The 21,464-nt window shown below is 68.3% G+C and carries 19 protein-coding genes; 11 read left to right on the forward strand and 8 right to left on the reverse strand.

Going from position 1 to position 21,464, the window contains the following annotated elements:
* Window positions 1-29 precede the first annotated feature (29 nt).
* Window positions 30-1,517, forward strand: a complete 1,488-nt coding sequence (htrA, locus tag ACZYYX_RS16385; protein WP_463815591.1) for a serine protease HtrA — start codon at window positions 30-32, stop codon at window positions 1,515-1,517.
* Between the two features lie 4 nt (window positions 1,518-1,521).
* Window positions 1,522-1,938: a Sec-independent protein translocase protein TatB gene (gene tatB, locus ACZYYX_RS16390; RefSeq protein ID WP_463815592.1), complete on the forward strand. Its 417-nt coding sequence runs from the start codon at window positions 1,522-1,524 to the stop codon at window positions 1,936-1,938.
* Between the two features lie 6 nt (window positions 1,939-1,944).
* Here tatB and ACZYYX_RS16395 read toward each other — a convergent pair whose 3' ends face one another.
* The 4 genes from ACZYYX_RS16395 to ACZYYX_RS16410 form a co-directional block, all read right to left on the reverse strand.
* A complete protein-coding gene (locus ACZYYX_RS16395; protein WP_463815593.1) occupies window positions 1,945-3,102 on the reverse strand; it encodes an Mrp/NBP35 family ATP-binding protein in 1,158 nt (385 codons plus the stop codon).
* Between the two features lie 36 nt (window positions 3,103-3,138).
* Window positions 3,139-4,401 (reverse strand): lytic transglycosylase domain-containing protein, encoded by a 1,263-nt coding sequence (locus ACZYYX_RS16400; protein WP_463815594.1) that lies wholly within the window; start codon window positions 4,399-4,401, stop codon window positions 3,139-3,141.
* Window positions 4,402-4,554: 153 nt separating this feature from the next.
* Window positions 4,555-5,097, reverse strand: coding sequence for a DUF1003 domain-containing protein (locus ACZYYX_RS16405; protein WP_463815595.1), 543 nt, complete (start codon window positions 5,095-5,097; stop codon window positions 4,555-4,557).
* Window positions 5,094-6,389, reverse strand: coding sequence for a magnesium transporter MgtE N-terminal domain-containing protein (locus tag ACZYYX_RS16410; RefSeq protein WP_463815596.1), 1,296 nt, complete (start codon window positions 6,387-6,389; stop codon window positions 5,094-5,096). Before ACZYYX_RS16410 ends, ACZYYX_RS16405 begins: the two co-directional genes overlap by 4 nt.
* Before the next feature lie 25 nt (window positions 6,390-6,414).
* On the opposite strand from ACZYYX_RS16410, the gene ACZYYX_RS16415 reads away from it, so the two are divergent.
* Window positions 6,415-7,383, forward strand: a complete 969-nt coding sequence (locus ACZYYX_RS16415) for an HpcH/HpaI aldolase/citrate lyase family protein (RefSeq protein ID WP_463815828.1) — start codon at window positions 6,415-6,417, stop codon at window positions 7,381-7,383.
* On the opposite strand, the gene ACZYYX_RS16420 is transcribed toward ACZYYX_RS16415, so the two are convergent.
* Window positions 7,380-8,003 (reverse strand): DUF4190 domain-containing protein, encoded by a 624-nt coding sequence (locus ACZYYX_RS16420; protein ID WP_463815597.1) that lies wholly within the window; start codon window positions 8,001-8,003, stop codon window positions 7,380-7,382. The two genes, ACZYYX_RS16415 and ACZYYX_RS16420, sit on opposite strands and share 4 nt — an antisense overlap.
* A 132-nt stretch (window positions 8,004-8,135) precedes the next feature.
* Between ACZYYX_RS16420 and ACZYYX_RS16425 the strand changes: the two genes are divergently transcribed.
* Both ACZYYX_RS16425 and ACZYYX_RS16430 read left to right on the forward strand, forming a co-directional pair.
* Window positions 8,136-8,651: a YflT domain-containing protein gene (locus ACZYYX_RS16425; protein ID WP_463815599.1), complete on the forward strand. Its 516-nt coding sequence runs from the start codon at window positions 8,136-8,138 to the stop codon at window positions 8,649-8,651.
* Window positions 8,652-8,653: 2 nt separating this feature from the next.
* On the forward strand, window positions 8,654-9,259 hold the full coding sequence (locus ACZYYX_RS16430; RefSeq protein WP_463815600.1) for a suppressor of fused domain protein: 606 nt from the start codon (window positions 8,654-8,656) through the stop codon (window positions 9,257-9,259).
* Between the two features lie 4 nt (window positions 9,260-9,263).
* Here ACZYYX_RS16430 and corA read toward each other — a convergent pair whose 3' ends face one another.
* Window positions 9,264-10,370: a magnesium/cobalt transporter CorA gene (gene corA, locus ACZYYX_RS16435; RefSeq protein WP_463815601.1), complete on the reverse strand. Its 1,107-nt coding sequence runs from the start codon at window positions 10,368-10,370 to the stop codon at window positions 9,264-9,266.
* A gap of 131 nt (window positions 10,371-10,501) precedes the next feature.
* On the opposite strand from corA, the gene ACZYYX_RS16440 reads away from it, so the two are divergent.
* From ACZYYX_RS16440 to ACZYYX_RS16460, 5 genes are all read left to right on the forward strand, one after another.
* Entirely contained in the window at window positions 10,502-11,707 is a 1,206-nt protein-coding gene (locus ACZYYX_RS16440; RefSeq protein ID WP_463815829.1) for an NAD(P)-dependent malic enzyme, read from the forward strand.
* Between the two features lie 5 nt (window positions 11,708-11,712).
* Window positions 11,713-12,561 carry a glycine betaine ABC transporter substrate-binding protein gene (locus ACZYYX_RS16445; RefSeq protein ID WP_463815830.1) on the forward strand — a complete coding sequence of 283 codons (849 nt, stop codon included), beginning with the start codon at window positions 11,713-11,715 and terminating at the stop codon, window positions 12,559-12,561.
* A 163-nt stretch (window positions 12,562-12,724) separates the two neighbouring features.
* Window positions 12,725-13,366 carry a TetR/AcrR family transcriptional regulator gene (locus tag ACZYYX_RS16450; protein ID WP_463815602.1) on the forward strand — a complete coding sequence of 214 codons (642 nt, stop codon included), beginning with the start codon at window positions 12,725-12,727 and terminating at the stop codon, window positions 13,364-13,366.
* A gap of 104 nt (window positions 13,367-13,470) precedes the next feature.
* Window positions 13,471-15,345 (forward strand): S9 family peptidase, encoded by a 1,875-nt coding sequence (locus tag ACZYYX_RS16455; protein WP_463815603.1) that lies wholly within the window; start codon window positions 13,471-13,473, stop codon window positions 15,343-15,345.
* Entirely contained in the window at window positions 15,342-16,010 is a 669-nt protein-coding gene (locus ACZYYX_RS16460; RefSeq protein ID WP_463815604.1) for a DUF3159 domain-containing protein, read from the forward strand. The genes ACZYYX_RS16455 and ACZYYX_RS16460 overlap by 4 nt, the downstream gene beginning before the upstream one ends.
* Here the strand turns inward: ACZYYX_RS16460 and ACZYYX_RS16465 are convergent.
* Window positions 15,943-16,764 carry an SDR family NAD(P)-dependent oxidoreductase gene (locus tag ACZYYX_RS16465; RefSeq protein ID WP_463815605.1) on the reverse strand — a complete coding sequence of 274 codons (822 nt, stop codon included), beginning with the start codon at window positions 16,762-16,764 and terminating at the stop codon, window positions 15,943-15,945. The genes ACZYYX_RS16460 and ACZYYX_RS16465 overlap by 68 nt on opposite strands.
* A gap of 202 nt (window positions 16,765-16,966) precedes the next feature.
* On the opposite strand from ACZYYX_RS16465, the gene ACZYYX_RS16470 reads away from it, so the two are divergent.
* Window positions 16,967-17,332 (forward strand): DUF732 domain-containing protein, encoded by a 366-nt coding sequence (locus tag ACZYYX_RS16470; protein WP_463815606.1) that lies wholly within the window; start codon window positions 16,967-16,969, stop codon window positions 17,330-17,332.
* Between the two features lie 98 nt (window positions 17,333-17,430).
* Here ACZYYX_RS16470 and ACZYYX_RS16475 read toward each other — a convergent pair whose 3' ends face one another.
* Window positions 17,431-21,210 carry a multifunctional oxoglutarate decarboxylase/oxoglutarate dehydrogenase thiamine pyrophosphate-binding subunit/dihydrolipoyllysine-residue succinyltransferase subunit gene (locus ACZYYX_RS16475; protein ID WP_463815831.1) on the reverse strand — a complete coding sequence of 1,260 codons (3,780 nt, stop codon included), beginning with the start codon at window positions 21,208-21,210 and terminating at the stop codon, window positions 17,431-17,433.
* Window positions 21,211-21,464: the final 254 nt, after the last annotated feature.

Below are 21,464 nucleotides of genomic sequence, written 5' to 3' on the forward strand. Positions count from 1 at the left end.
AACACGGTGACGAGAAGGGCGATCTACGCGTGACCAATCTGGACCAGACCGGTCGGGAGCGTCTCGAACCGCGCCCGGTGTCGCGGCCTCCGGTCGATCCGGCCGCCAAGCGCGCCTTCGGCAGGCCCGACGGGGTGAGCGGATCGTTCATCGGTCGCGGGCAGAGCCGCGACCAGGGCGAGTACGCGCCGAAGGATCAGCCGCCGGACCCCGTCCTCGCCGAGGCCTTCGGACGCCCGTACCCCGGCGGCGATTCGCTGCAGCGCCACCCGACCGACGCCGGCGCCCTGAACGCGGAGCGCGACGGTGACGGGGACGACGTCGACGATCCGTGGCGCAACCCCGGAGCCCCGGTGGCGCTGGGCACCCCGGCCGTCACACACGTCGCGCCTGCGGCGCCGACCGCCCCGGCCGGAAAGCTGGGCGTGCGTGATGTGCTTTTCGGCGGCAGGGTGTCCTGGTTCGCCCTCGTGGTGCTCGGGATCGTCGCCTTGGTCATCGGCGTCGCCGGCGGCGTGGTCGGTCGCAAGACCGCCGAAGTCGTCGAGGCGTTCACCACGTCCAGGGTGACGTTGGAGACCAGCGACAACGGCGAGCCGCCGCAGGGCCAGTTCGCGAAGGTGGCCGCCGCGGTCGCCGACTCTGTCGTGACGATCGAGGCGAAGAGCGACACGGAGGGCGCACAGGGCTCCGGTGTCATCGTCGACGGCCGCGGCTACATCGTGACCAACAATCACGTGATCTCCGAGGCGGCGACCAATCCGAGCAAGTTCAAGATGTCGGTCGTCTTCAACGACGGCAAGGAAGTGCCTGCCAATCTCGTCGGTCGCGACCCCAAGACCGACCTGGCGGTCCTCAAGGTCGACAACGTCGACAACCTCGCGGTGGCTCGCCTCGGCGACTCGGAGAAGCTGCGCGTGGGCGAAGAAGTGATCGCCGCGGGTGCTCCTCTTGGCCTGCGCAGCACGGTCACCCACGGCATCATCAGCGCGCTGCACCGGCCCGTCCCGCTCTCGGGCGAGGGGTCGGACACCGACACCGTGATCGACGGCGTGCAGACCGACGCATCGATCAACCACGGCAACTCCGGTGGTCCGCTGATCAACATGAACTCCGAGGTCATCGGCATCAACACCGCCGGCAAGTCGCTGTCCGACAGTGCCAGCGGGCTCGGCTTCGCGATCCCGGTCAACGAGGTCAAGCAGGTCGTCGAGGCCCTGATCCAGGACGGAAAGATCGCGCACCCGACGCTGGGCCTGACCGCCCGCTCGGTCAGCAACGACGTCTCCAAGGGTGCCCAGATCGCCAACGTGACCGCGGGCGGCCCTGCGGAACGCGCGGGCATCCTCGAGAACGACGTCGTCGTCAAGGTCGGTAACCGCGACGTCGCCGACGCCGACGAGTTCGTCGTCGCGGTCCGGCAGCTCAAGATCGGTGAGCCCGCCCCCATCGAGGTCATGCGCGACGGCCGTCGGGTCACCCTGACCGTCATTCCCGGCCCCGACAACAGCACCTAGGCCCATGTTCGCCAACGTGGGTTGGGGCGAGATGCTGGTCCTGGTGATCGCCGGTCTGGTGATCCTGGGGCCGGAGCGGCTGCCTGGTGCGATCCGCTGGACATCGGGTGCGGTGCGACAGGCCCGGGACTACATCTCCGGGGCCACCAGCCAACTCCGGGAGGACCTCGGGCCCGAGTTCGATGACTTGCGGGAACCACTCTCGGAACTGCAGAAGCTGCGCGGGATGACGCCGCGCGCTGCGCTCACCAAACACCTGCTCGACGGCGACGACTCGATCTTCACCGGACGATTCGACTCGCCACAGACACCCCAGACGCCGGAGACACCGACAGAGAAGCCGCAGTCCGGCCCGGGACCAGCGCAGTTCCCGGTGAAGAAAGAGCCCGGCGCCACCAAGTTCGACCCCGACGCGACGTAGCGGGGCTCAGCGACCGGCCGGGTCGAGGCCCAGTGACATCCCCGCCAGCCCGCGCTTGCGGGTCGACAGGGCGTCGGCGATCGAGCGCAATGCGGTGCCGGCCGCCGACTCCGGCGCGCTCAGCACCAGCGGAACCCCGGAGTCCCCGGCGCTGACCAGAGCCGGATCCAGTGGCACCTGGCCCAGAAGCGGGACATCAGCGCCGACGGAGCGCGACAGGCTCTCGGCGACCTGTCGACCGCCGCCCTCCCCGAACAGGTGCATCGTCGAGCCGTCCGGCAGCACCAGTCCGGACATGTTCTCGACGACGCCCGCGATGCGCTGACGGGTCTGCAGCGCGATGGCGCCGGCGCGCTCGGCGACCTCCGCGGCGGCCAGCTGCGGCGTGGTGACGACGAGGATCTCGGCGCCGGGGATCAGCTGGGACACCGAGATCGCGATGTCACCGGTGCCGGGCGGCAGGTCCAGCAGCAGCACGTCCAGATCGCCCCAGTACACGTCGGCGAGGAACTGCTGCAGTGCGCGGTGGAGCATCGGCCCACGCCAGACGACGGGTGTGTTGCCCTGGGTGAACATCGCGATCGAGATGACCCGCACGTCGTGGGCCACCGGCGGCAGGATCATCGAGTCGACCTGGGTGGGGCGGTCCGTGGTGCCCATCATGCGAGGCACGGAGTGGCCGTAGATGTCGGCGTCGAGCACCCCGACCGACAGCCCCTTCGACGCCATCGCGGCCGCCAGATTGACTGTGACGCTGGACTTCCCGACGCCGCCCTTGCCCGATGCCACCGCGTAGACGCGGGTCAGTGAGCCGGGTTGGGCGAACGGGATCACCGGTTCGCGGGAGTCGCCGCGCAACTGCTTGCGCAGTTCGGCGCGCTGCTCGTCGTTCATGACGTCGAGCGTCACGCGGACCGATCCGGTGCCGGGCACGTCGCTGACGGCTCGGGTGACCTGCTCGGAGATCTCCGTCTTCTTCGGGCATGCCGAGGTGGTCAGGTAGATCTCGACGTGCACGGACGCGTCGGCGTCGACGGTGACGTCCTTGACCATGCCGATGTCGGTGATCGGGCGTCGGAGTTCGGGGTCGATGACCTTGGCCAGCGCGGCGCGGACAGCTTTCGTCAGGTCGGGGCCAGTCAGGTCAGGGGTGTGGTCAGACATCACCCGAGAGTGTAGGCCTGACGCTGGTCGGAGCCGTCAGCCCACCGGGCCGGGCGCGGGTCCCGGTGCCGGCCCCAGTCCCGGCGGCAGGGCGGGGGCGGCCGGAGGCGGAGCAGGCTGGGCGGGCATCAGCGGCGCTGCGGGCGGCAATGGCTGAGCGGCCGGCATCGCCGGCGGGGCGGCCGGAGGGACTGCAGAGTTGATGCAGAACACCGCGCACTGCGGCTGCTGCTGGGCCGGCGGCGGCGTGACCCACGGCGGCACCCAGGCGGGCGGGGGTGCGGGCGCCGGTTGCGGCGCTGCCTCGGGTGCGGGGCCGGGCAACGGTCCGAGTGATTGTCCCGGCGCGAACCCGGGGACGTTCGTGTTCATCAGGGCGGCGACGTCGGTGCGCTGCCCCAGCTGCAGCAGTGCCAAGGGATCGTTGGCAGGCAGCCCTGCGGCGTTGAGTGGCATGCCGGGCCCGAGTCCCTCGGGGCGGTCCAGGTGGCTGTCGCCGAGCGCGGGCACCTCGCCGCTGATCGGCGGGAGATCCACCGGCACCACGCCCGTCGCGTACGCCGCTGCCCAGCCCAGCACGTTGCGCGCGTAGGCCATCGAGTTGTTGTAGCGCAGGATCGCAGCCAGCACGTCGGGCTGGTTGCGCAGGTTGAGCCCGCCGCTGCACAGGTAACGGGCGGCGGCCAGCGACGCGTCGAAGACGTTCTGCACATCGGCCTTGCCGTCGCCGTCGCCGTCGGCGGCGTAGCGCGACCAGGTACCGGGCAGGAACTGCATCGGGCCCAGCGCGCGGGCGTAGACCACACGATCGGAGCCCCGGCTCTGGACGATCACCTCGTTGCCCGGCAGCGTGCCGTCCAGGCTGGGGCCGTAGATCGGTCGCACGGCGGTGCCGCGGGCATCGGTGGCGCCGCCGTTGGCGTGCATCGACTCGATGCGGCCGATTCCGGCGAGCAGATTCCAGCTCACCCCACAGCCGGGCGTGGTCGCGGCCATCTTGGCTTCGGCGTTGCGGTAGGCCGCCAGAGCCATCGACGGGATGCGCAGCGTGCCGGGCGCATTGACCACGATGGCCGGTGGGGGTGCGGACACGGTGGCTGCCGCGATCCGCAGCGGGGTCGGGGTCTTGGCGACCGCGACCACCGAGGCTCCGGCGGAACTCGGTGACGAGGGGGCGATCGCGGCCATCGGCATCACCGCGGTGTCGCGGGACGGTGAGTGGGGTGACGGCGCGGAAGCGCCGACCGCGCCGGCCAGCACCAGGGGAGTCAGCACAGCCGCAACGCCGAAGGCCGGCATGCGGATCAGGCGTCCCGCCCGACATCTCACTGCTCCGAGAGCCGCTCGTCCACCTATGTGCACGCAACCGTCCTCGCTGTGTGGGGGCCTGTGAACTCAGTCACCATATCGGTTGGGACACGGCCGTGTTACAGCATTGGCCACAGCTGTCCCTCAGGATCTGCGCGAGCGCCTGTCACTGCTGTCGGATTTGCTCGCATCGGGCTCGGCAACGCTGTCCGCGGGGCGTAACTCGGCGATCAGGTCGCGGATCTCCTCGAGTTCGCGGCGCAGGTAGTCACGGGTGGCCACTTCGCCGACGGCCAGGCGCAGCGCGGCCAGTTCGCGGGCGAGGTACTCGGTGTCCGCTTTCGTCTGTTCGGCGCGTCGCCGGTCCTCCTCGAGCGAGACCCGGTCCCGGTTCTCCTGCCGGTTCTGCGCGAGCAGGATCAGCGGCGCCGCGTACGCGGCCTGGGTGGAGAACGCCAGGTTCAGCAGGATGAACGGGTAGGGATCCCACTGCCAGGCGAACGCTCCTGCGTTGAGCAGGATCCACACGATGACGATGATGGTCTGGATCGCCAGGTAGCGCCCCGTGCCGAGGAACCGGGCGATGCGCTCGCTGACGCGGCCGACGGCCTCGACGTCGAACCGTGGGGTCAGGGCGCGGGAGACCCGCGGCGTGTCGAGCCGCTGACGGGCCGAGGACTCGCTCATGTGGCCTTCTCCGCGGTCACGATCAGCTGCTCTGCCTCGCGTTCGCGCCAGTCGTCGGGCAGGAGGTGATCGAGGACGTCGTCGACGGACACCGCGCCGAGCAGGTGGTTCTCGTCGTCGACGACGGGCCCGCACACCAGGTTGTAGGCGGCGAAGTAGCGGGTCAGCGCACCGAGGGAATCCTCCGGATTCAGGCTGGGCAGGTCGGTGTCGACGATGCCGCTGACCAACGCCGCGGGGGGTTCGCGCAGCAGCCGCTGCAGATGGACGCAGCCCAGATAGCGGCCTGTCGGCGTCGCGGTCGGCGGCCGGGCCACGAACACGAGCGACGCCAACGCCGGCGTCAGATCCGGATCGCGCACGCGCGCAAGGGCTTCGGCCACCGTGGTGTCGGGCGCGAGAACCACCGGTTCCGAGGTCATCAGACCACCCGCGGTGTTCGGTGAGTGGCTGAGCAGGCGGCGCACGTCCTCGGACTCCTCCGGATCCATCCGGCGCAGGAACTGCTCGGCGTCGGCTGGGCTCATGGTGCCGAGCAGGTCGGCCGCATCGTCGGGGTCCATCGCCTCGAGAACGTCGGCGGCGCGGTCGGTCTTCAGCTGCCGCAGCACGTCGAACTGCTCGTCTTCGGGCAGCTCCTGCAGCACGTCGGCGAGTCGCTCGTCGTCGAGTGCGTTGACCACTTCGAAGCGGCGTTTGGCGGGCAGCTCGCGGATCGCGTCGGCCACCTCGATGGGTCGTTGGCCGACGAACTGCTCGAGCAGTTGCGCGACGCCCTGATCCGGCATCGCCAGCCCGGACGGCGTCAGGCCCTGCACGTGGGTCCAGTCCACGGTGTGCACGTTGCTGCGCCGGCCGAGCCTGCGCTGCGGACGCACCGCGACCCGGGTGACCATCCAGTCCCGCGTCCTGGTCTGTTCGATGCCGAGATCGACGACGACGACGTCGATCCCGGCGAGTTCGGTCAGGTCGGGATCGTCGACGCGGACCCGGGTCTCCAGGACCTGGCCGAGCACCAGCACCTCGCCGGGCCGCTGCGAGAAGCGGCGAAGCGACACGCTGCCCGTCGCCAGGGTCACCGCGCCGGGTTCGATCGCGGTGACCCGCAGGATCGGAACGAAAATTCTTCGGCGCGAGAGCAATTCGATGACAAGCCCGAGCACTCGGGGCTGTTGCCGGACCAGGCTGATGCTGATCACCACATCACGCACACGGCCTATCGATTCGCCGTCGGGACCCAGCACCACCATTCCCGCGAGCCGGGCCGCATAGACCCTGTTGACCGACGCCATGACTGTCAGAGTAGAGACTGTGGTTGTGCAAAACCGCTATCGACCCCGCCGAACATGCCTATCCGTGCCGGGCAGCAGCGCGAAGATGATCGCGAAGGCCAAGACGCTGCCCGCGGACGAGGTGTTCCTCGACCTCGAGGACGCGGTGGCCGCCGACGCGAAAGCCCAAGCGCGCGAGCAGGTCGCGGCCGCGCTGGCCGAGCCGGGGTGGGGCGATCAGCTGCGCGGAGTGCGGGTCAACGACTGGACCACGCCGTGGACACACACGGATGTGATCGAGGTCATCGGCCACGCGGGCGCGTCGGTGGACATCGTCGTGTTGCCGAAAGTGACCGATGTCTCCCATGTGCACGCGCTGGATCTGCTGCTGTCCCAAGTGGAAGCCTCGCACGGGTTGCCTGTCGGGCGCATCGGCATCGAGGCGCAGATCGAGGATGCGCGCGGGCTGACGAACATCGACGCCATCGCCGCCGGCCCGCGCATGCACGCGTTGGTTCTCGGCCCCGCCGACCTGATGGCGAGCCTGAACATGCGCACGTTGGAGGTGGGGGAGCAGCCGGAAGGGTACGACGTCGGCGACGCCTACCACCACATCCTCATGCGCATCCTGATTGCCGCGCGCGCCAACGGAATCAACGCGATCGACGGGCCCTATCTGAAGGTGCGCGACGTCGAGGCGTTCCGGCGGGTCGCAGGGCGTGCTGCCGCGCTGGGATTCGACGGCAAGTGGGTGTTGCATCCCGATCAGATCGCGGCGGGTAACGAGATCTTCAGCCCCCGCCAGGAGGCCTACGATCACGCCGAGCTGATCCTCGAAGCCTACGAGTGGCACACCTCGCAGGCCGGTGGCGCCCGGGGAGCCGTGATGCTGGGCGACGAGATGATCGACGAGGCGAGCCGCAAGATGGCGTTGGTGATCGCCGGCAAGGGACGCGCGGCGGGCATGCAGCGCACCGGCGAGCGGTTCACCCCGCCTGCCGGTGGCGCGAGCTAGACGCTGATCGCGGCGATACCCCAGACGAGGCTGATCACCAGGGTGACCGCGCCGACGGCGATACCGGCGACAGCCAGCCCATGACCGCCCTGGCGGGTCTCCTTGATCTGGTTGATCGCCAGGATGCCGAGCACGATGCCGACGATCGACCCGATACCGCAGCAGACGCCGAGGATCGAGGCGACCAGCGAGGCGATCGCCATCGTGTTGGTGCCCTGCGGGGCGGGCGGGCCGTAGCCGTAGTCCGGGCCGGGGTAGCCCATCGGAGGCGGGGGATAGCCACCGGGTGTGGTGCCGTACTGCGGCGGAGGCGGATACGACGCAGCGTTGTAGCCCTGGTCGCCGTAACCCCGGTCGCCGTAACCCTGGGTGCCGTAACCCTGGTTGGGGTACGGGGCTCCGGCGCTCGGATCCGGGTAGGGCGCGCCGTAACCGGGCGGGGGCGGCGGATAGTCCGACGGGGCGGAATAGGGCGGCGGCGGTGGGTTGTAGGCCGGCGGGTAGTCCGTCGGAGTCGAGGACTGCTCGATCGGCGGCGCCTCGTAACCCTCCGACGAGGGCTCGGACCCGGGTGAGTCGGAACGGTCGATACGACGTGCGTCGTCGTCCTGACTTGTCATGGGAATCAACCTAGCCTAAGTACATACCGGCGGTCGGGACCGTCGGAGCCGGGCACCTTTGCCCGCTCCGGTGCGTTGATGCAACGACGAGGTATGCCAGATCGACCTGTCACACCGGAGGAGTGCAAGGACATGACCAGCCCGTTTCAGTCAGGCCAGACGCCGGGCGCACCGCCCTCGGGCCGCGGCCGCCCGGTCGGCCTGCCCACCCCGCCCAAGGGATGGCCGATCGGTTCCTACCCCACCTACGCCGAAGCCCAGCGCGCCGTGGACTATCTGTCCGATCAGCAGTTTCCGGTCGAGCAGGTCACGATCGTCGGGGTGGACCTCATGCAGGTGGAGCGGGTCACCGGCCGGCTCTCCTGGCCCAAGGTGCTCGGCGGCGGCGTGATCAGTGGCGCCTGGCTGGGCCTGTTCATCGGCCTGATCCTCGGGTTCTTCAGCCCGAGCCCGTGGGGATCGCTGATCACCGGCCTGGTCGCCGGCGTGTTCTTCGGCCTGATCACCTCCGCCGTGCCCTACGCGATGGCGCGCGGCACCCGGGACTTCAGCTCCACCATGCAGTTGGTGGCGGGTCGCTACGACGTGCTGTGCGACCCGCAGAGTGCCGAGCAGGGCCGAGATCTGCTGGCCCGGCTGAAGATCTGACCGTGGTCGACGTCACCGCTGCGGTCCGGGCGCGGGTACTCGAGCATTTCCGGAGTTCGGGCGAACCCGCCGAGGCCTCGGTGACTTTTCTCGGGGCCGACCGGATCCGTGTGCTGCGCTTCGACTCGGGCTGTGAATCAGGCGGGGACGGCCCGAACGCGCCTGCCCACTACGTGTCGCTGGGGTGCTCGTCGCAGCCGATGGTGGGTCCGGCCGAAGCAATGATGGATCCGGTGCGCGGACCGCGCGCCGAGGTGGCAGTGGCGCTGCGCGGCCCGGCGCCCACCGGCCTGGCTCGCTCGGTCGCCGTGGTGGCCGCGGCCCCCGCCGTCGAGGGCCTGGTGTTGGAGCCCGACGCGCTGATCGACCTGGAGACGCCGCTGTGGGACGGTGCGCCGTTCACCGCATTCCTGTTGGGGCGCAGCGATATCGACGACATCGAACTGCCGGACCCGGCGTCGCCGGTGGCGATTCTGGCCGCGGTGCCGATCACCCCGACCGAGGCCGCCTGGGTGCGGCTCAAGGGTGCCGAGGCGATGCGGGAGGCCTGGGAGCAGGACCGGGTGGACGTGACCGATCCACGTCGGAGAGCGGCCAGCCCGGCCTGAGGTCCTAGAGCCAGTTGTTGTGTCGGAACGTGCGATGCAGCAGCAGGCACACCGTCGCCATCAACAGCAGGACCGCGGGATAGCCCCATGCCCAATGTAATTCGGGCATGTGGTCGAAGTTCATGCCGTAGATCCCGGCCAGCGCCGTGGGGACGGCGGCGATGGCCACCCAGGCCGAGATCTTGCGCATGTCGACGTTCTGCTGCATCGCCACCTTGCCCAGCGCGGCCTGCACCAGCGAGCTGAGCAGCTCGTCGAAGCTGGCGATCCGGTCGGCCGCCTTGATGGTGTGGTCGAGCACGTCGCGCATGTAGCGGCGGATCTCGACGTTGATCAGGTCGTCATGGTGGGTACCGATGCGTTCCAGGTCGGTAGCCAGGGGGTTGACGGCTCGGCGCAACTCGACGACTTCCCGCTTGAGCAGGTAGATCGACTCGATATCGGTCAGTGGCCGCGGCGAGAAGATGTCCTCTTCCATCGCGTCGATGTCGGTTTCGATGAGATCGGTGACGTCGAGATAATGGTCGACGACGCTGTCGGCGATCGCGTGCATCACCGAGTAGGGGCCGAGTTTCAGCGATGCCGGTGAGGCCTCCAGGCGCTTGCGCACCCCGGCGAGGCCGCCGTGCTCGCCGTGGCGCACCGTCACCACGAAGTCCGGTCCGACGAAGATCATCACCTCGCCGGTTTCGACGATCTCTCGCATGTTGGCGATCGACTCGTGGTCGACGTACTTCACCGTCTTGAGCACGAGGAACAAGGTGTCGTCGTAGCGCTCCAGCTTCGGACGTTGGTGAGCGTGCACGGCGTCCTCGACCGCGAGCTCATGTAGGCAGAACACGTCGGCCACGGCCTGCATCTGATGCTCGTCGGGTTCGTGCAGTCCGATCCACACGAACGCGGGCCGCCCCTCGGCTTCGATCTCGCGCACCTTGTTCAGCGCCGCGGCGTGAGTGTATTTGCCGGGCAAGCGATTTCCCTCGCAGTAGACCCCGCAGTCGACCATCGCCCGAGCCACGGGAACGTGGATGCTGCGCGCGTCGGGATGATCGGGACGTGGTCGGCCGCCCTGGCGCATCAGCGACGGTGGCAGCGCACGAAATGATGGCACCGGCCGACCTCCCTTCGGACACCCGCCTGGTTCGGCTAGACGGATGGTACGCGCCGAAGCTGATACGGTCTGCTCACCTTCTGCTCACGACAGCACAACTCGCTCTTGTGATGACCCCGCGGTCGGTTACCCTGACGCCCGTGGCGGACAGTGCGGTTTCCCCAGAACACGACGTCGTGACGCGCACCCCGCAGGTGGTGGTCGACGACGCGGAGATCTTCGAGGCGCACGAGGGCGGCAAGCTCTCGGTGGCGCTGAGTTCGCCGCTGGACACCCAGCGCGCCCTGTCGATCGCCTACACCCCGGGTGTGGCGCAGGTGAGCAGGGCCATCGCCACCGACGCGACGCTGGCGGCCCGCTACACCTGGGCGAACCGTCTGGTCGCCGTGGTCAGTGACGGCACCGCGGTTCTGGGGCTCGGTGACATCGGGCCGGCGGCGTCACTGCCGGTGATGGAGGGCAAGAGCGCGCTGTTCAAGGCCTTCGGCGGGCTGAATTCGATCCCGATCGTGCTGGACACCAAGGACCCCGACGAGATCGTCGAGACGCTGATCCGGTTGCGGCCCACCTTCGGTGCGGTGAACCTCGAGGACATCTCCGCGCCGCGCTGTTTCGAGATCGAGCAGCGGGTGATCGAGGCGCTGGACTGCCCGGTGATGCATGACGACCAGCACGGCACGGCGATCGTCGTGCTCGCCGCGCTGTTCGGCGCGACGAAGGTGCTCGACCGGGACATGCACACCTTGAAGGTGGTGATCTCCGGTGCCGGCGCGGCCGGTATCGCCTGCGCGAACATTCTGCTGGCCCGCGGTATTCGCGATGTCACGGTGCTCGACAGCAAGGGCATCGTGGCCACCGGCCGCGACGACCTCAACCGGTTCAAGGCCGAGCTCGCCACGCGGACGAATCCTCGGGGGCTGCGCGGCGGCATGGCCGAGGCGCTGGCCGGTGCCGACGTGTTCATGGGGGTCTCGGCAGGGCTGGTGCCCGAGGAGCTGATCGCGACGATGGCGCCCGGCGGCATCGTCTTCGCGATGTCCAACCCGGATCCGGAGATCCATCCCGATGTGGCGCGCAAGTACGCCGCGGTGGTGGCCACCGGACGCAGTGACTTCCCGAACCAGATCAACAACGTGCTGGCGTTCCCCGGGGTGTTCCGCGGCGCGCTGGACGCGGGTGCCCGACGGATCACCGAGAGGATGAAGATGGCCGCGGCCGAGGCGATCTTCTCCGTCGTCGGCGACGACCTGGCCGTCGACCACATCGTGCCGAGCGCGCTGGATCCGCGGGTGGGTCCGGCGGTCGCGGCGGCCGTCGCCGCCGCATCCGAGGACTGAGTCTGCTGCGCCGGACGACGCGGTTGATCGCCGCACTGACACTGGTGTGGTGTGTGGCCGCCTGCGCAGGGCGGCCGGCTCCGCCGCCGATCCCGGTCGCGACCACCGCCGGAGGGGAGGCCGAGGTCGTCGCGCACCTGTACGCGTCAGCGCTGGGCTTCTACGGCAGCGCCGCTCAGGTCCGAGTCGTCGACGATCCGCTGGCAGGTCTGGATTCCGGTGACGCCACCGTGGTGCCGGGCTGGACAGGCCGGCTCCTCGCACGGTTCGACCCGGACGCGCCGGCGCGCTCGGATGTTCAGGTCTACCGTTCCCTGCTGGCCGCGCTGCCGGAGGGCGTGGCCGCCGGTGACTACACGACGGCGGCCGAGGACAAGCCGGCGGTGGCGATGACCTCCTCGGGTGCGCGGGACGCCGGTGCCGATGTCTCGGCGCTGGCGCGGCGGTGTCCCTCCGATCTCGCGGTCGGTGCGGTCAGCGGCACGTCGTGGCCGACGTCGATCGGCACGTGCACGCTGCCGCGGGCGCGTCAATTCACCGATGCTGCAACGATGTTCGCAGCGCTGCAGGCTGGGGAAGTGGGCCTGGCGTGGACGTCGACAGCGGCCGCGGGTGTGCCGTCGGACGTGGTCGTGCTGTCGGACAAGACGTCACTGATCCGGGCCGAGAACCTGGTGCCGCTCTACCGGCGCAATGTGTTGAGCGAGTCGCAAGTGTTGGCGCTCAACGAGATCGCGGGCGTCCTGGACACCGGATCGTTGGCCGACATGCGGCGCGAGATCGCCGAGGGCGCCGAGCCGGGTCAGGTGGCCGCGGGGTGGCTGGAGGCGCACCCCCTCGGTACCAGCAACTAGCAGTTGTTCGGCGAGCGCGCGTGTTTGCACAACAACACGCCGCAATCCCTGGCGGGCTGCGCGCGCTCGCGCCGATCGAGCGCGCGCCCGGGGTACGCGCCTTGACCGCACTGTCACTTAGTGACACACTCGGTAATGACACTAAGTGACAGGAGCGTTTATGGTGAGCACCTCACTGCCGGTGGGGGCGGCCAATGACAGGCAGGCTCGAGCCCGACTCGAGGTGTCCCGGCATGCATGCGCTCTGTTCTGGGAGCGCGGGGTGTCGGTCACCAGTGGTGACGACATCGCCGCCGCCGCAGGACTGTCGACGCGGACGATCTGGCGGTACTTCCGGTCCAAGGAGAGTTGCGTGGAGCCCGTGCTGGCGTTGTCGGCGCAACGCTTCATCGAGCTCGCCCGCCGGTGGCCGCCGGAACTGTCGCTGGCCGACCACATGGCGGTCACCTACACGGAGAACCCGCTGAGCCCGCAGGACATCGCCGACGAGATCAGTGCTCTCCGCATCACGACCCTGTCGCTCACCGAACCGGCGTTGCGGACGGCCTATCTGATGGTGCACGACGAGATGGAGCACGCCTTCGTCCCGATCATCGCTGATCGGCTCGGCCTCGCCGACAACGACGTGACCGCCCGGCTTTTCGCGGCAGCAGTCACCGCTGCGTTTCGGGTCATCGACGAGGACGTCGGCTACCGGGCCATCGTCGAGAAGGAGAAGATCACCCAGCAGCAGGCCTTGGCGATGATCGACCGTGCCATCAGAGACGCGACCAACGGCCAGTTGGGCGGACCCGTGCCGCACTGACCTCGAGCCACTCTAGAACCGTTCTGCCGCAACACCATTGATCCGTCGAGTGAGCACCATCTCGACGGTGCGACCCCGTGCGCCCACAACCAGGAAGAGAAGCCATGACCGCACCCGATCTGATTCCCGTCGCCGACCTGTTCAGCCCGCCCACCCGGGCCGCCGCCACCATCTCACCCGACGGCACCCGAATCGCGTTTCTCGCGCCATGGCGAAACCGCTTGAACGTCTGGGTCGAAGACCTGGATGCCGACTCCGCGATCCCGCGCTGCGTGACCGCCGACGACAACCGCAGCGTCCTGCACTTCGAGTGGACCGACGACCCCCGCTGGCTGATCTATCTGCAGGACAAGGACGGTGACGAGAACTGGCACATCCACCGGGTCGATCTCGACGACCCTGATTCGCCCGCCGTCGACCTGACGCCGTTTCCCGGCGTGATGGCCCTTCCGATCTGCGAGGTCAAGAACGGCACCGCGACGGTGATGATCAACAACCGGGACGTCACGCTGCTCGACGCGTACGAACTCGACATCGCCACCGGCCGGCTCACCCTTCTCGCGGAAAATCCGGGCCACGTGAACGGCTGGCTCGCCAATGACCGCGGGGATCTGCTCGCCACCTCCCTGACCCCGGACGGCGACCTCGAGCTCTCCCGTTGGGACGGATGCACTCTCGACCGCATCGCGACCTTCGACGGCAGCGACTACCCGGTCGGCATCCACCCGATGGCCATCACGCCCGACGGCACGGGTGTGTGGATGGGATCGAATCGCGGTAGCGACTGCACACGCCTCGTCCGGGTCGATCTCGCGACCGGCGACGAGACCGAGGTCGACAGCCACCCCGAGTACGACCTCGATCCGCGGGCCGCGGTCAGTCCGATCCTGCCGGGGCCGCTCATCTGCGATCGCCGCACCGGCGAGCTGCTCGCCGTGCGATACTACGCGCAGCGCCAGGTGATTCACGCGCTCGATCCGTATTTCGCCGACGTCCTCGCCAATCTGGAGAAGCTCTCCGACGGCGACCTCGGACGCCTGTCATCGGACGAGGACGGGCAGCGTTGGGTGGTCAGCTTCAATCACGACCGCGACCCGGGCGCCACCTATCTGTACGACCACCGCACCGGCCAGAGCAGACTGCTGTTCCGGCCCCTACCGCATTTGGACCCGGCCGTACTGGCCCCGATGCGGCCGGTCACCCTCACCGCCCGCGATGGTCTGACACTCCACGGATACCTGACAGTGCCCGTCGGTGTCGAGCCGCGAGAGCTACCGCTGGTGCTGACCGTCCACGGCGGGCCCTGGTATCGGGATTCCTGGGGCTTCGACGCCGGCGTCCAGCTGCTGGCCAATCGCGGATATGCGGTGCTGCAGGTCAACTTTCGCGGGTCGACGGGATACGGCAAGGCGTTCCTCAAGGCCGCGGTCGGTGAGTTCGCACAGAAGATGCACGACGATCTGATCGACGGGGTCACCTGGGCTGTCGAGCAGGGTTACGCGGACCCGCAGCGTGTCGCAATCTTCGGTGGCTCCTACGGCGGATATGCCGCGCTTGTCGGAATCACCTTCACCCCATATGTTTTCGCCGCAGCCATCGACTACGTCGGCATCTCGGATCTCGCGAACTTCATGCGGACCCTGCCACCCATCGCTCGTCCGCACCTGGTCAACAACTGGCACGCCTACGTCGGGGACCCTGACGATCCCGAACAGCTCGCCGACATGATGTCGCGCTCACCGATCACCAAGGTCGATCAGGTCCGCACACCGCTGCTGGTCATCCAGGGCGCCAACGACGTTCGCGTCGTGCAGGCCGAGTCCGACAACCTGGTCGACGCGCTGCGCGCCCGCGGTGTGGACGTTGACTACCTGGTCCAGTCCACCGAAGGTCACGGCGCCGTCAATCCGGAGAGCACGATCGAGATGTACGGGAGGATCGTGGGCTTTCTGGCCAAGCACCTGGGAGGTCGGGCGTGAGTGCCGGGGAATCCGATGTGACGCCGACCCTGCTCGCCCGCATGGGCGGTTGGTCGGGGATGCTCTATGCGAGTCTGCCCACCGTGGTGTTCGCCGCGGTCGACGCCGCGGCTCCGCTTCACCTCGCGGTCATGCTCGGGGTGGGCGCGGCCGCGGGGGTCGCTGCACTGCGGCTGGCCCGGCGTGAGCCACTCGCCCCCGCCTTCTCCGGTTTGTTCGGGGTGGCGGTCGGTGCGGTCATCGCCTTCTGGACCGGCGACGCGCGCGATTACTACGTGGTCGGTATCTGGGCGAGTTTGCTTCTCGCCGTGATGTTCTCGGCATCGATCATCATTCGGCAACCTCTAGTGGGTGTGGTTTGGAGTGCCCTCACCGGCAGCGGACAGGCATGGCGCACCCATCGGAGCACACGCCTGCGGTACGACATCGCCACGGCCGCTCTGACCGTCGTGTTCACTGCCCGCTTCATCGTGCAGTTCTGGCTGTACGGCGAGCATTCGGTGGCCTGGCTGGCTGTCGCCCGCATCGCGATGGGCTACCCGTTGACCGCGCTCGCCCTACTCGTCGTCGTGTGGGCCATCCGCGGTTCCCGACGGACTACTTCGTCAGCCGCGACACCACACGCGGGAACAGGCCCTGGTAGCCCGCTCCGACGAACCGGATGACGTACTCGAACATCCGCGCGTCGTTACCCACCAGGATGCGAGCCTTGTTCCTGCGGACCCCGTCGAGGATGATCTGCGCGGCCCGCTCAGGGCTGGTGTTGGCGAGCTTCTTGTCGAACGTCTTGGCCAGTTGCTCGGCATCCAGACCCTCGGCGGCGGTGGCGTTGCGGGCGATTGCGGTCTTGATGCCGCCGGGATGCACGCAGCTGACCTTCACCGGGTGGCCGGCCAGCGCCATCTCCTGGCGCAGCGCCTCGGTGAACCCGCGGACGGCGAACTTCGCCGCGTTGTAGGCGGCCTGTCCGGGCACCGAGAACAGCCCGAACACGCTCGAGACGTTGACGACGTGGCCGTCGCCGGAGGCGATCAGGTGCGGCAAGAAGGCCTTGGTGCCGTTGACCACTCCCCAGTAGTCGACATCCATCACCCGTTCCATGTCCTTGAACTGGCTGATCTCGATGTCGCCGGTGAATGCGATGCCCGCGTTGTTGTAGATCTGGTTGACCTTGCCGAAGTGCTGGGCGACGCTGTCGGCGTAGAGCAGAAAGGTCTCCCGCTCGGTGACGTTGAGGCGGTCGGCCTTCACCGGTGCGCCGATGGCCTTGAGGCGTTCCTCGGTGGCCGCCAGGCCTTCGGTGTCGACATCGCTGATCGCCACGCTGGCGCCGGAGCGGCCGAGTTCGATGGCCAGCGCCTGACCGATGCCTGAGCCGGCGCCGGTCACGACGGCCACCTTTCCGGCGAAGCCCTGCATGTGCACTCCCTCGAGTTGTTGGACGCGTGCTGAGTGATCCCGAGCCTAACCGGTACCCGCGGTCCCCTGTATGTCAGGACGGTCGCGGACGCGGAAAAGGCGGGACCCGACGGCTTCGCGCTCTGGATGTAGGCGGCGAGAAGAGGCGCCGCTGCGTAGCACCGGCAGTAATACCTGGGGCGTCCATTGCGACAATCACAGCGTGACGTCTCGCATCTCCGTCCTCGCCGCACTGGGCGCCGCCCTCGCCATCGCAGCACCGGTCGCCGCTACCACCGCCGCAGCACCCGCCCAGGCCGATCCCGGCGTCGACGTGTTCCTCTCCGCGCTGGACCACTACCGACTGGGCGATATCGATCCGGCCACCGCGGTCCGCGTGGGCGAGCAGGTGTGTCCGATGCTCTCCGAGCCGGGGCAGAACATGGCGAACGTCGCGGCCAAGGTCGCCGACGAGCTGGGCCGACCGCTCGGACCGGCGACCATGTTCACCGGTCTGGCCATTCAGATCATGTGCCCGCGCGCCGTCAGCGCGCTCACCGATGGGGTGCCGTTCTCGTTCATGCGGTGAGCGCTCGACGGCCGCGACCGCGCGCAAAGTGCACGCGGTTCGCGGCGCGTCGGCGTACAAACCCGCGCGCTCGCCAACCGACGCTCGCCGAACCGAAGCTAGCCGAACGCGGTGTCGATGATTTCCTGCTGCTCGACGGCGTGCACCTTCGACGAACCCGATGACGGCGCCGACATCGCCCGCCGCGAGATCCGCTTGATCCCGGCGAGGTGGTCGGGCAGCAGCTCGGGCAGCGTCAGCCCCATCGTCGGCCAGGCACCCTGGTTCGCCGGCTCTTCCTGGACCCAGAACTTCTCGGTGGCGTTCGGGTAGCGGTCCAGCGTCTCAGCCAGCCGCCGCCGGGGCAGCGGCGCCAGCTGCTCGACGCGCACGATCGCGACGTCCTCCCGCTTGTCCTTGGCCTTGCGCGCCGCCAGCTCGTAGTAGAGCTTGCCGCTGGTCAGCAGGATGCGCGTGACCTTCGACCGGTCACCGTCGCCCTCGTCGTAGGTGGGCTCCTCGAGCACCGACCGGAACTTCTGCTCGGTGAACTCCTTGAGATCACTCACCGCCGCCTTGTTGCGCAGCATGGACTTCGGCGTGGCGACGATCAGCGGCCGCTGGATGCCGTCGAGGCCGTGGCGACGCAGCAGGTGGAAGTAGTTCGCCGGTGTGGACGGCATCGCGATCGTCATCGAGCCCTCAGCCCACAGCAGCAGGAACCGCTCGATGCGGGCCGACGTGTGGTCAGGCCCCTGGCCCTCGTGGCCGTGCGGCAGCAGCAGCACGACGTCGGAGAGCTGACCCCACTTGGCCTCACCGGAGCTGATGAACTCGTCGATGATCGATTGCGCACCGTTGACGAAGTCGCCGAACTGGGCCTCCCACAGCACCAGCGCATCGGGGTTGCCCACCGAGTAGCCGTATTCGAAGCCGACGGCGGCGTATTCCGAGAGCGCCGAGTCGTAGACCATGAACCGGCCGCCGGTCGGGTTGCCGTCGGAGTCGACGGTCAGCAGGTCCAGCGGGGTGAACTCCTTGCCGCTCTTGCGGTCGATGATCACCGAGTGCCGCTGGGTGAACGTGCCGCGGCGGGTGTCCTGGCCGGTCATGCGGATCGTCTTGCCTTCGGCCAGGAAGGTGCCCAGTGCCAGCAGCTCGGCGAACGCCCAGTCGACCTTGCCCTCGTAGGCCATCTCGCGGCGCTTCTCGAGCACCGGCTTGACGCGCGGGTGCACGTTGAAGTCCTCGCCGTACGCCAGGTGCGCGTCGCCGATGCGTTGCAGCAGCGACTTGTCGACCGCGGTGTTCATCCCGGCGGGGACCATCTGGTCGGATTCCACCGAATGGCTGGGTTCGACGGCGTGCTTCTCGAGTTCGCGGACCTCGTTGAAGACCCGTTCGAGTTGGCCCTGGTAGTCGCGCAGCGCGTCCTCGGCCTCCTTCATCGAGATGTCGCCGCGGCCGATCAGCGCCTCGGTGTAGGTCTTGCGGACTCCGCGCTTGGTGTCGATGACGTCGTACATGTTGGGCTGCGTCATCGACGGGTCGTCACCCTCGTTGTGCCCGCGGCGCCGGTAGCACAGCATGTCGATGACGACGTCCTTCTTGAACTTCTGGCGGAAGTCCACGGCCAGCTTGGCCACCCACACCGCGGCCTCGGGGTCGTCGCCGTTGACGTGGAAGATCGGCGCGCCGATCATCTTGGCCACGTCGGTGCAGTACTCCGACGAGCGCGAGTCGTACGGCGATGTGGTGAAGCCGATCTGGTTGTTGACGATGATGTGGATCGTGCCGCCCGTGCGGTACCCGCGGAGCAGCGCCAGATTCAGCGTCTCGGCGACCACGCCCTGCCCGGCGAATGCAGCGTCACCGTGCAGCATCATCGGCACGACGGTGAAGTCGTTGCTGCCGTTGGTCTCCTCGCCGGTGTCGAGCAAGTCCTGCTTGGCGCGCACGATGCCTTCGAGGACCGGGTCGACGGCCTCGAGGTGGCTGGGGTTGGCCACCAGTGACACCGCGATGTCGTTGTCGCCGAACATCTGGATGTAGGTGCCTGTGGCGCCGAGGTGGTACTTGACGTCGCCGGAGCCGTGCGCCTGCGAGGGATTCAGGTTGCCCTCGAACTCGGTGAAGATCTGGCTGTAGGGCTTGCCGACGATGTTGGCGAGCACGTTGAGCCGGCCGCGGTGGGGCATGCCGATGACGACCTCGTGCAGCCCGTGTTCGGCGGCCTGGTCGATCGCGGCGTCCATCATCGGGATGACGGTCTCCGCGCCCTCCAATGAAAAGCGTTTCTGCCCAACGTATTTGGTCTGCAGGAACGTCTCGAAGGCTTCCGCGGCGTTCAGCTTGGAGAGGATGTACTTCTGCTCGGCGACCGTCGGCTTCTCGTGCTTGATCTCGATGCGGTCCTGGAGCCACTGCTGCTGCTCGGGCTCGAGGATGTGCGTGTACTCGACGCCGACGTGGCGGCAGTAGGCGTCGCGCAGCAGGCCCAGGATGTCGCGCAGCTTCTTGTGCGTCTGCCCGGCGAATCCGTTGACCTTGAACTCGCGGTCGAGGTCCCACAGCGTCAGCCCGTGGGTGTTGACGTCGAGGTCGGGGTGGCTGCGGAAGCGGGTGTTGTCCAGGCGCAGCGGGTCGATGTCGGCCATCAGGTGGCCGCGGTTGCGGTACGCCGCGATCAGTTCGATGACGCGCGCGTTCTTGTCTTCGATGGAGTCGGGGTTGTCGATGCGCCAGCGCACCGGCTCGTAGGGGATGCCGAGCTCGCGGAAGATCTCGTCGTAGAACTCGTCGTCGAGCAGCAGTTGATGGATCGTGCGCAGGAAGTCACCCGACTCGGCACCCTGGATGATGCGGTGGTCGTAGGTCGACGTGAGCGTCATCAGCTTGCCGACGCCGACCTCGTTGATGCGTTCCGAGCTGGCGCCCTGGAACTCCGCGGGGTACTCCATTGCGCCGGCGCCGATGATCGCGCCCTGGCCCTGCATCAGCCGCGGCACCGAGTGGACGGTGCCGATGGTGCCCGGGTTGGTGAGCGAAATCGTCACGCCGGCAAAGTCTTCGGCGGTCAGCTTGCCGTCGCGCGCGCGGCGCACGATGTCCTCGTAGGCGGCGATGAACTGACTGAAACTCATGGTCTCGCAGTTCTTGATCGACGCGACGACCAGTTGCCGGCCCCCGTTCTTGCCCACCAGGTCGATCGCGAGGCCGAGGTTGGTGTGCGCGGGTGTGACCGAGGTGGGCTTCCCGTCGATCTCGGCGAAGTGCCGGTTCATGTTCGGGAACTTCTTGACCGCCTGCACGATCGCGTACCCCAGCAGATGGGTGAACGAGATCTTGCCGCCGCGAGTGCGCTTGAGGTGGTTGTTGATGACGATGCGGTTGTCGATCATCGCCTTGGCCGGGATGGCCCGCACGCTGGTGGCGGTCGGCACGACCAGCGACGCCGACATGTTCTTGACGACGGCCGCGGCGGCGCCGCGCAGCACCTGCGTTTCGTCGCCGCCATCGTCTGTGGCCCCTGAAGCGGCCCCTGAAGCGGCGGCCGCCGGTTCCTTCTTCTGCGGCGCCTTCTCGGGGGCTTTGGCCGCGGGTTCCTTCTTCTTTTCAGGTGCCTTTTCGGTCGCCTTCTCGGCGGGCTCGGCCTTGGGCGGGGCCGGCTTCGCCGGGGCCTTCGTGGCCGCGGCGCCGTTGCTGCTCGCGGCCTTCGGCGGCGGCGCCTTGGCGGGTTCGGGCGGGCTCATCGGACCTGACGAGCGCGCCGACGAACCGTTCGCGCGCGCCGGGGCACTGCTGGCGGCGTCGGTGGTGGGTTCGGGGGAGTAGTCGACGAGGAACTCGTGCCAACTCGGGTCCACCGACGAGGGATCCTCGCGGAACTTGCGGTACATCTCTTCGACCAACCACTCGTTCTGACCGAATGGTGAAGGTGAATTCACGGCTGCTGTTCGCCTCAATTCTTCGTTTCCGGCCAGTGCTCCGCGGCAGCCGGCCACCCCTTAATGAACCCGGTGTGCGGTCACCCGCAATTCCGCCGCATCAAGGCTAGCGCTTCCGCGACCGGGGGGACCAGGCAACGTCTGTATGGGTCGTTGTGGTCATAGAGAACACTCACGCGAACATCTGCGAACACTCACGCGAACAC

The sequence above is a fragment of the Mycobacterium sp. IDUB_1 genome, assembly GCF_055419625.1.

Coding starts and splice junctions, on each gene's coding strand:
- tatB (WP_463815592.1), top strand. CDS start 1,522: ATGTTCGCCAACGTGGGTTGGGGCGAGATGCTGGTCCTGGTGATCGCC.
- ACZYYX_RS16395 (WP_463815593.1), bottom strand. CDS start 3,102: ATGTCTGACCACACCCCTGACCTGACTGGCCCCGACCTGACGAAAGCT.
- ACZYYX_RS16400 (WP_463815594.1), bottom strand. CDS start 4,401: ATGCCGGCCTTCGGCGTTGCGGCTGTGCTGACTCCCCTGGTGCTGGCC.
- ACZYYX_RS16405 (WP_463815595.1), bottom strand. CDS start 5,097: ATGAGCGAGTCCTCGGCCCGTCAGCGGCTCGACACGCCGCGGGTCTCC.
- ACZYYX_RS16410 (WP_463815596.1), bottom strand. CDS start 6,389: ATGGCGTCGGTCAACAGGGTCTATGCGGCCCGGCTCGCGGGAATGGTG.
- ACZYYX_RS16420 (WP_463815597.1), bottom strand. CDS start 8,003: ATGACAAGTCAGGACGACGACGCACGTCGTATCGACCGTTCCGACTCA.
- ACZYYX_RS16425 (WP_463815599.1), top strand. CDS start 8,136: ATGACCAGCCCGTTTCAGTCAGGCCAGACGCCGGGCGCACCGCCCTCG.
- ACZYYX_RS16455 (WP_463815603.1), top strand. CDS start 13,471: ATGACCGCACCCGATCTGATTCCCGTCGCCGACCTGTTCAGCCCGCCC.
- ACZYYX_RS16465 (WP_463815605.1), bottom strand. CDS start 16,764: ATGCAGGGCTTCGCCGGAAAGGTGGCCGTCGTGACCGGCGCCGGCTCA.
- ACZYYX_RS16475 (WP_463815831.1), bottom strand. CDS start 21,210: ATGTACCGCAAGTTCCGCGAGGATCCCTCGTCGGTGGACCCGAGTTGG.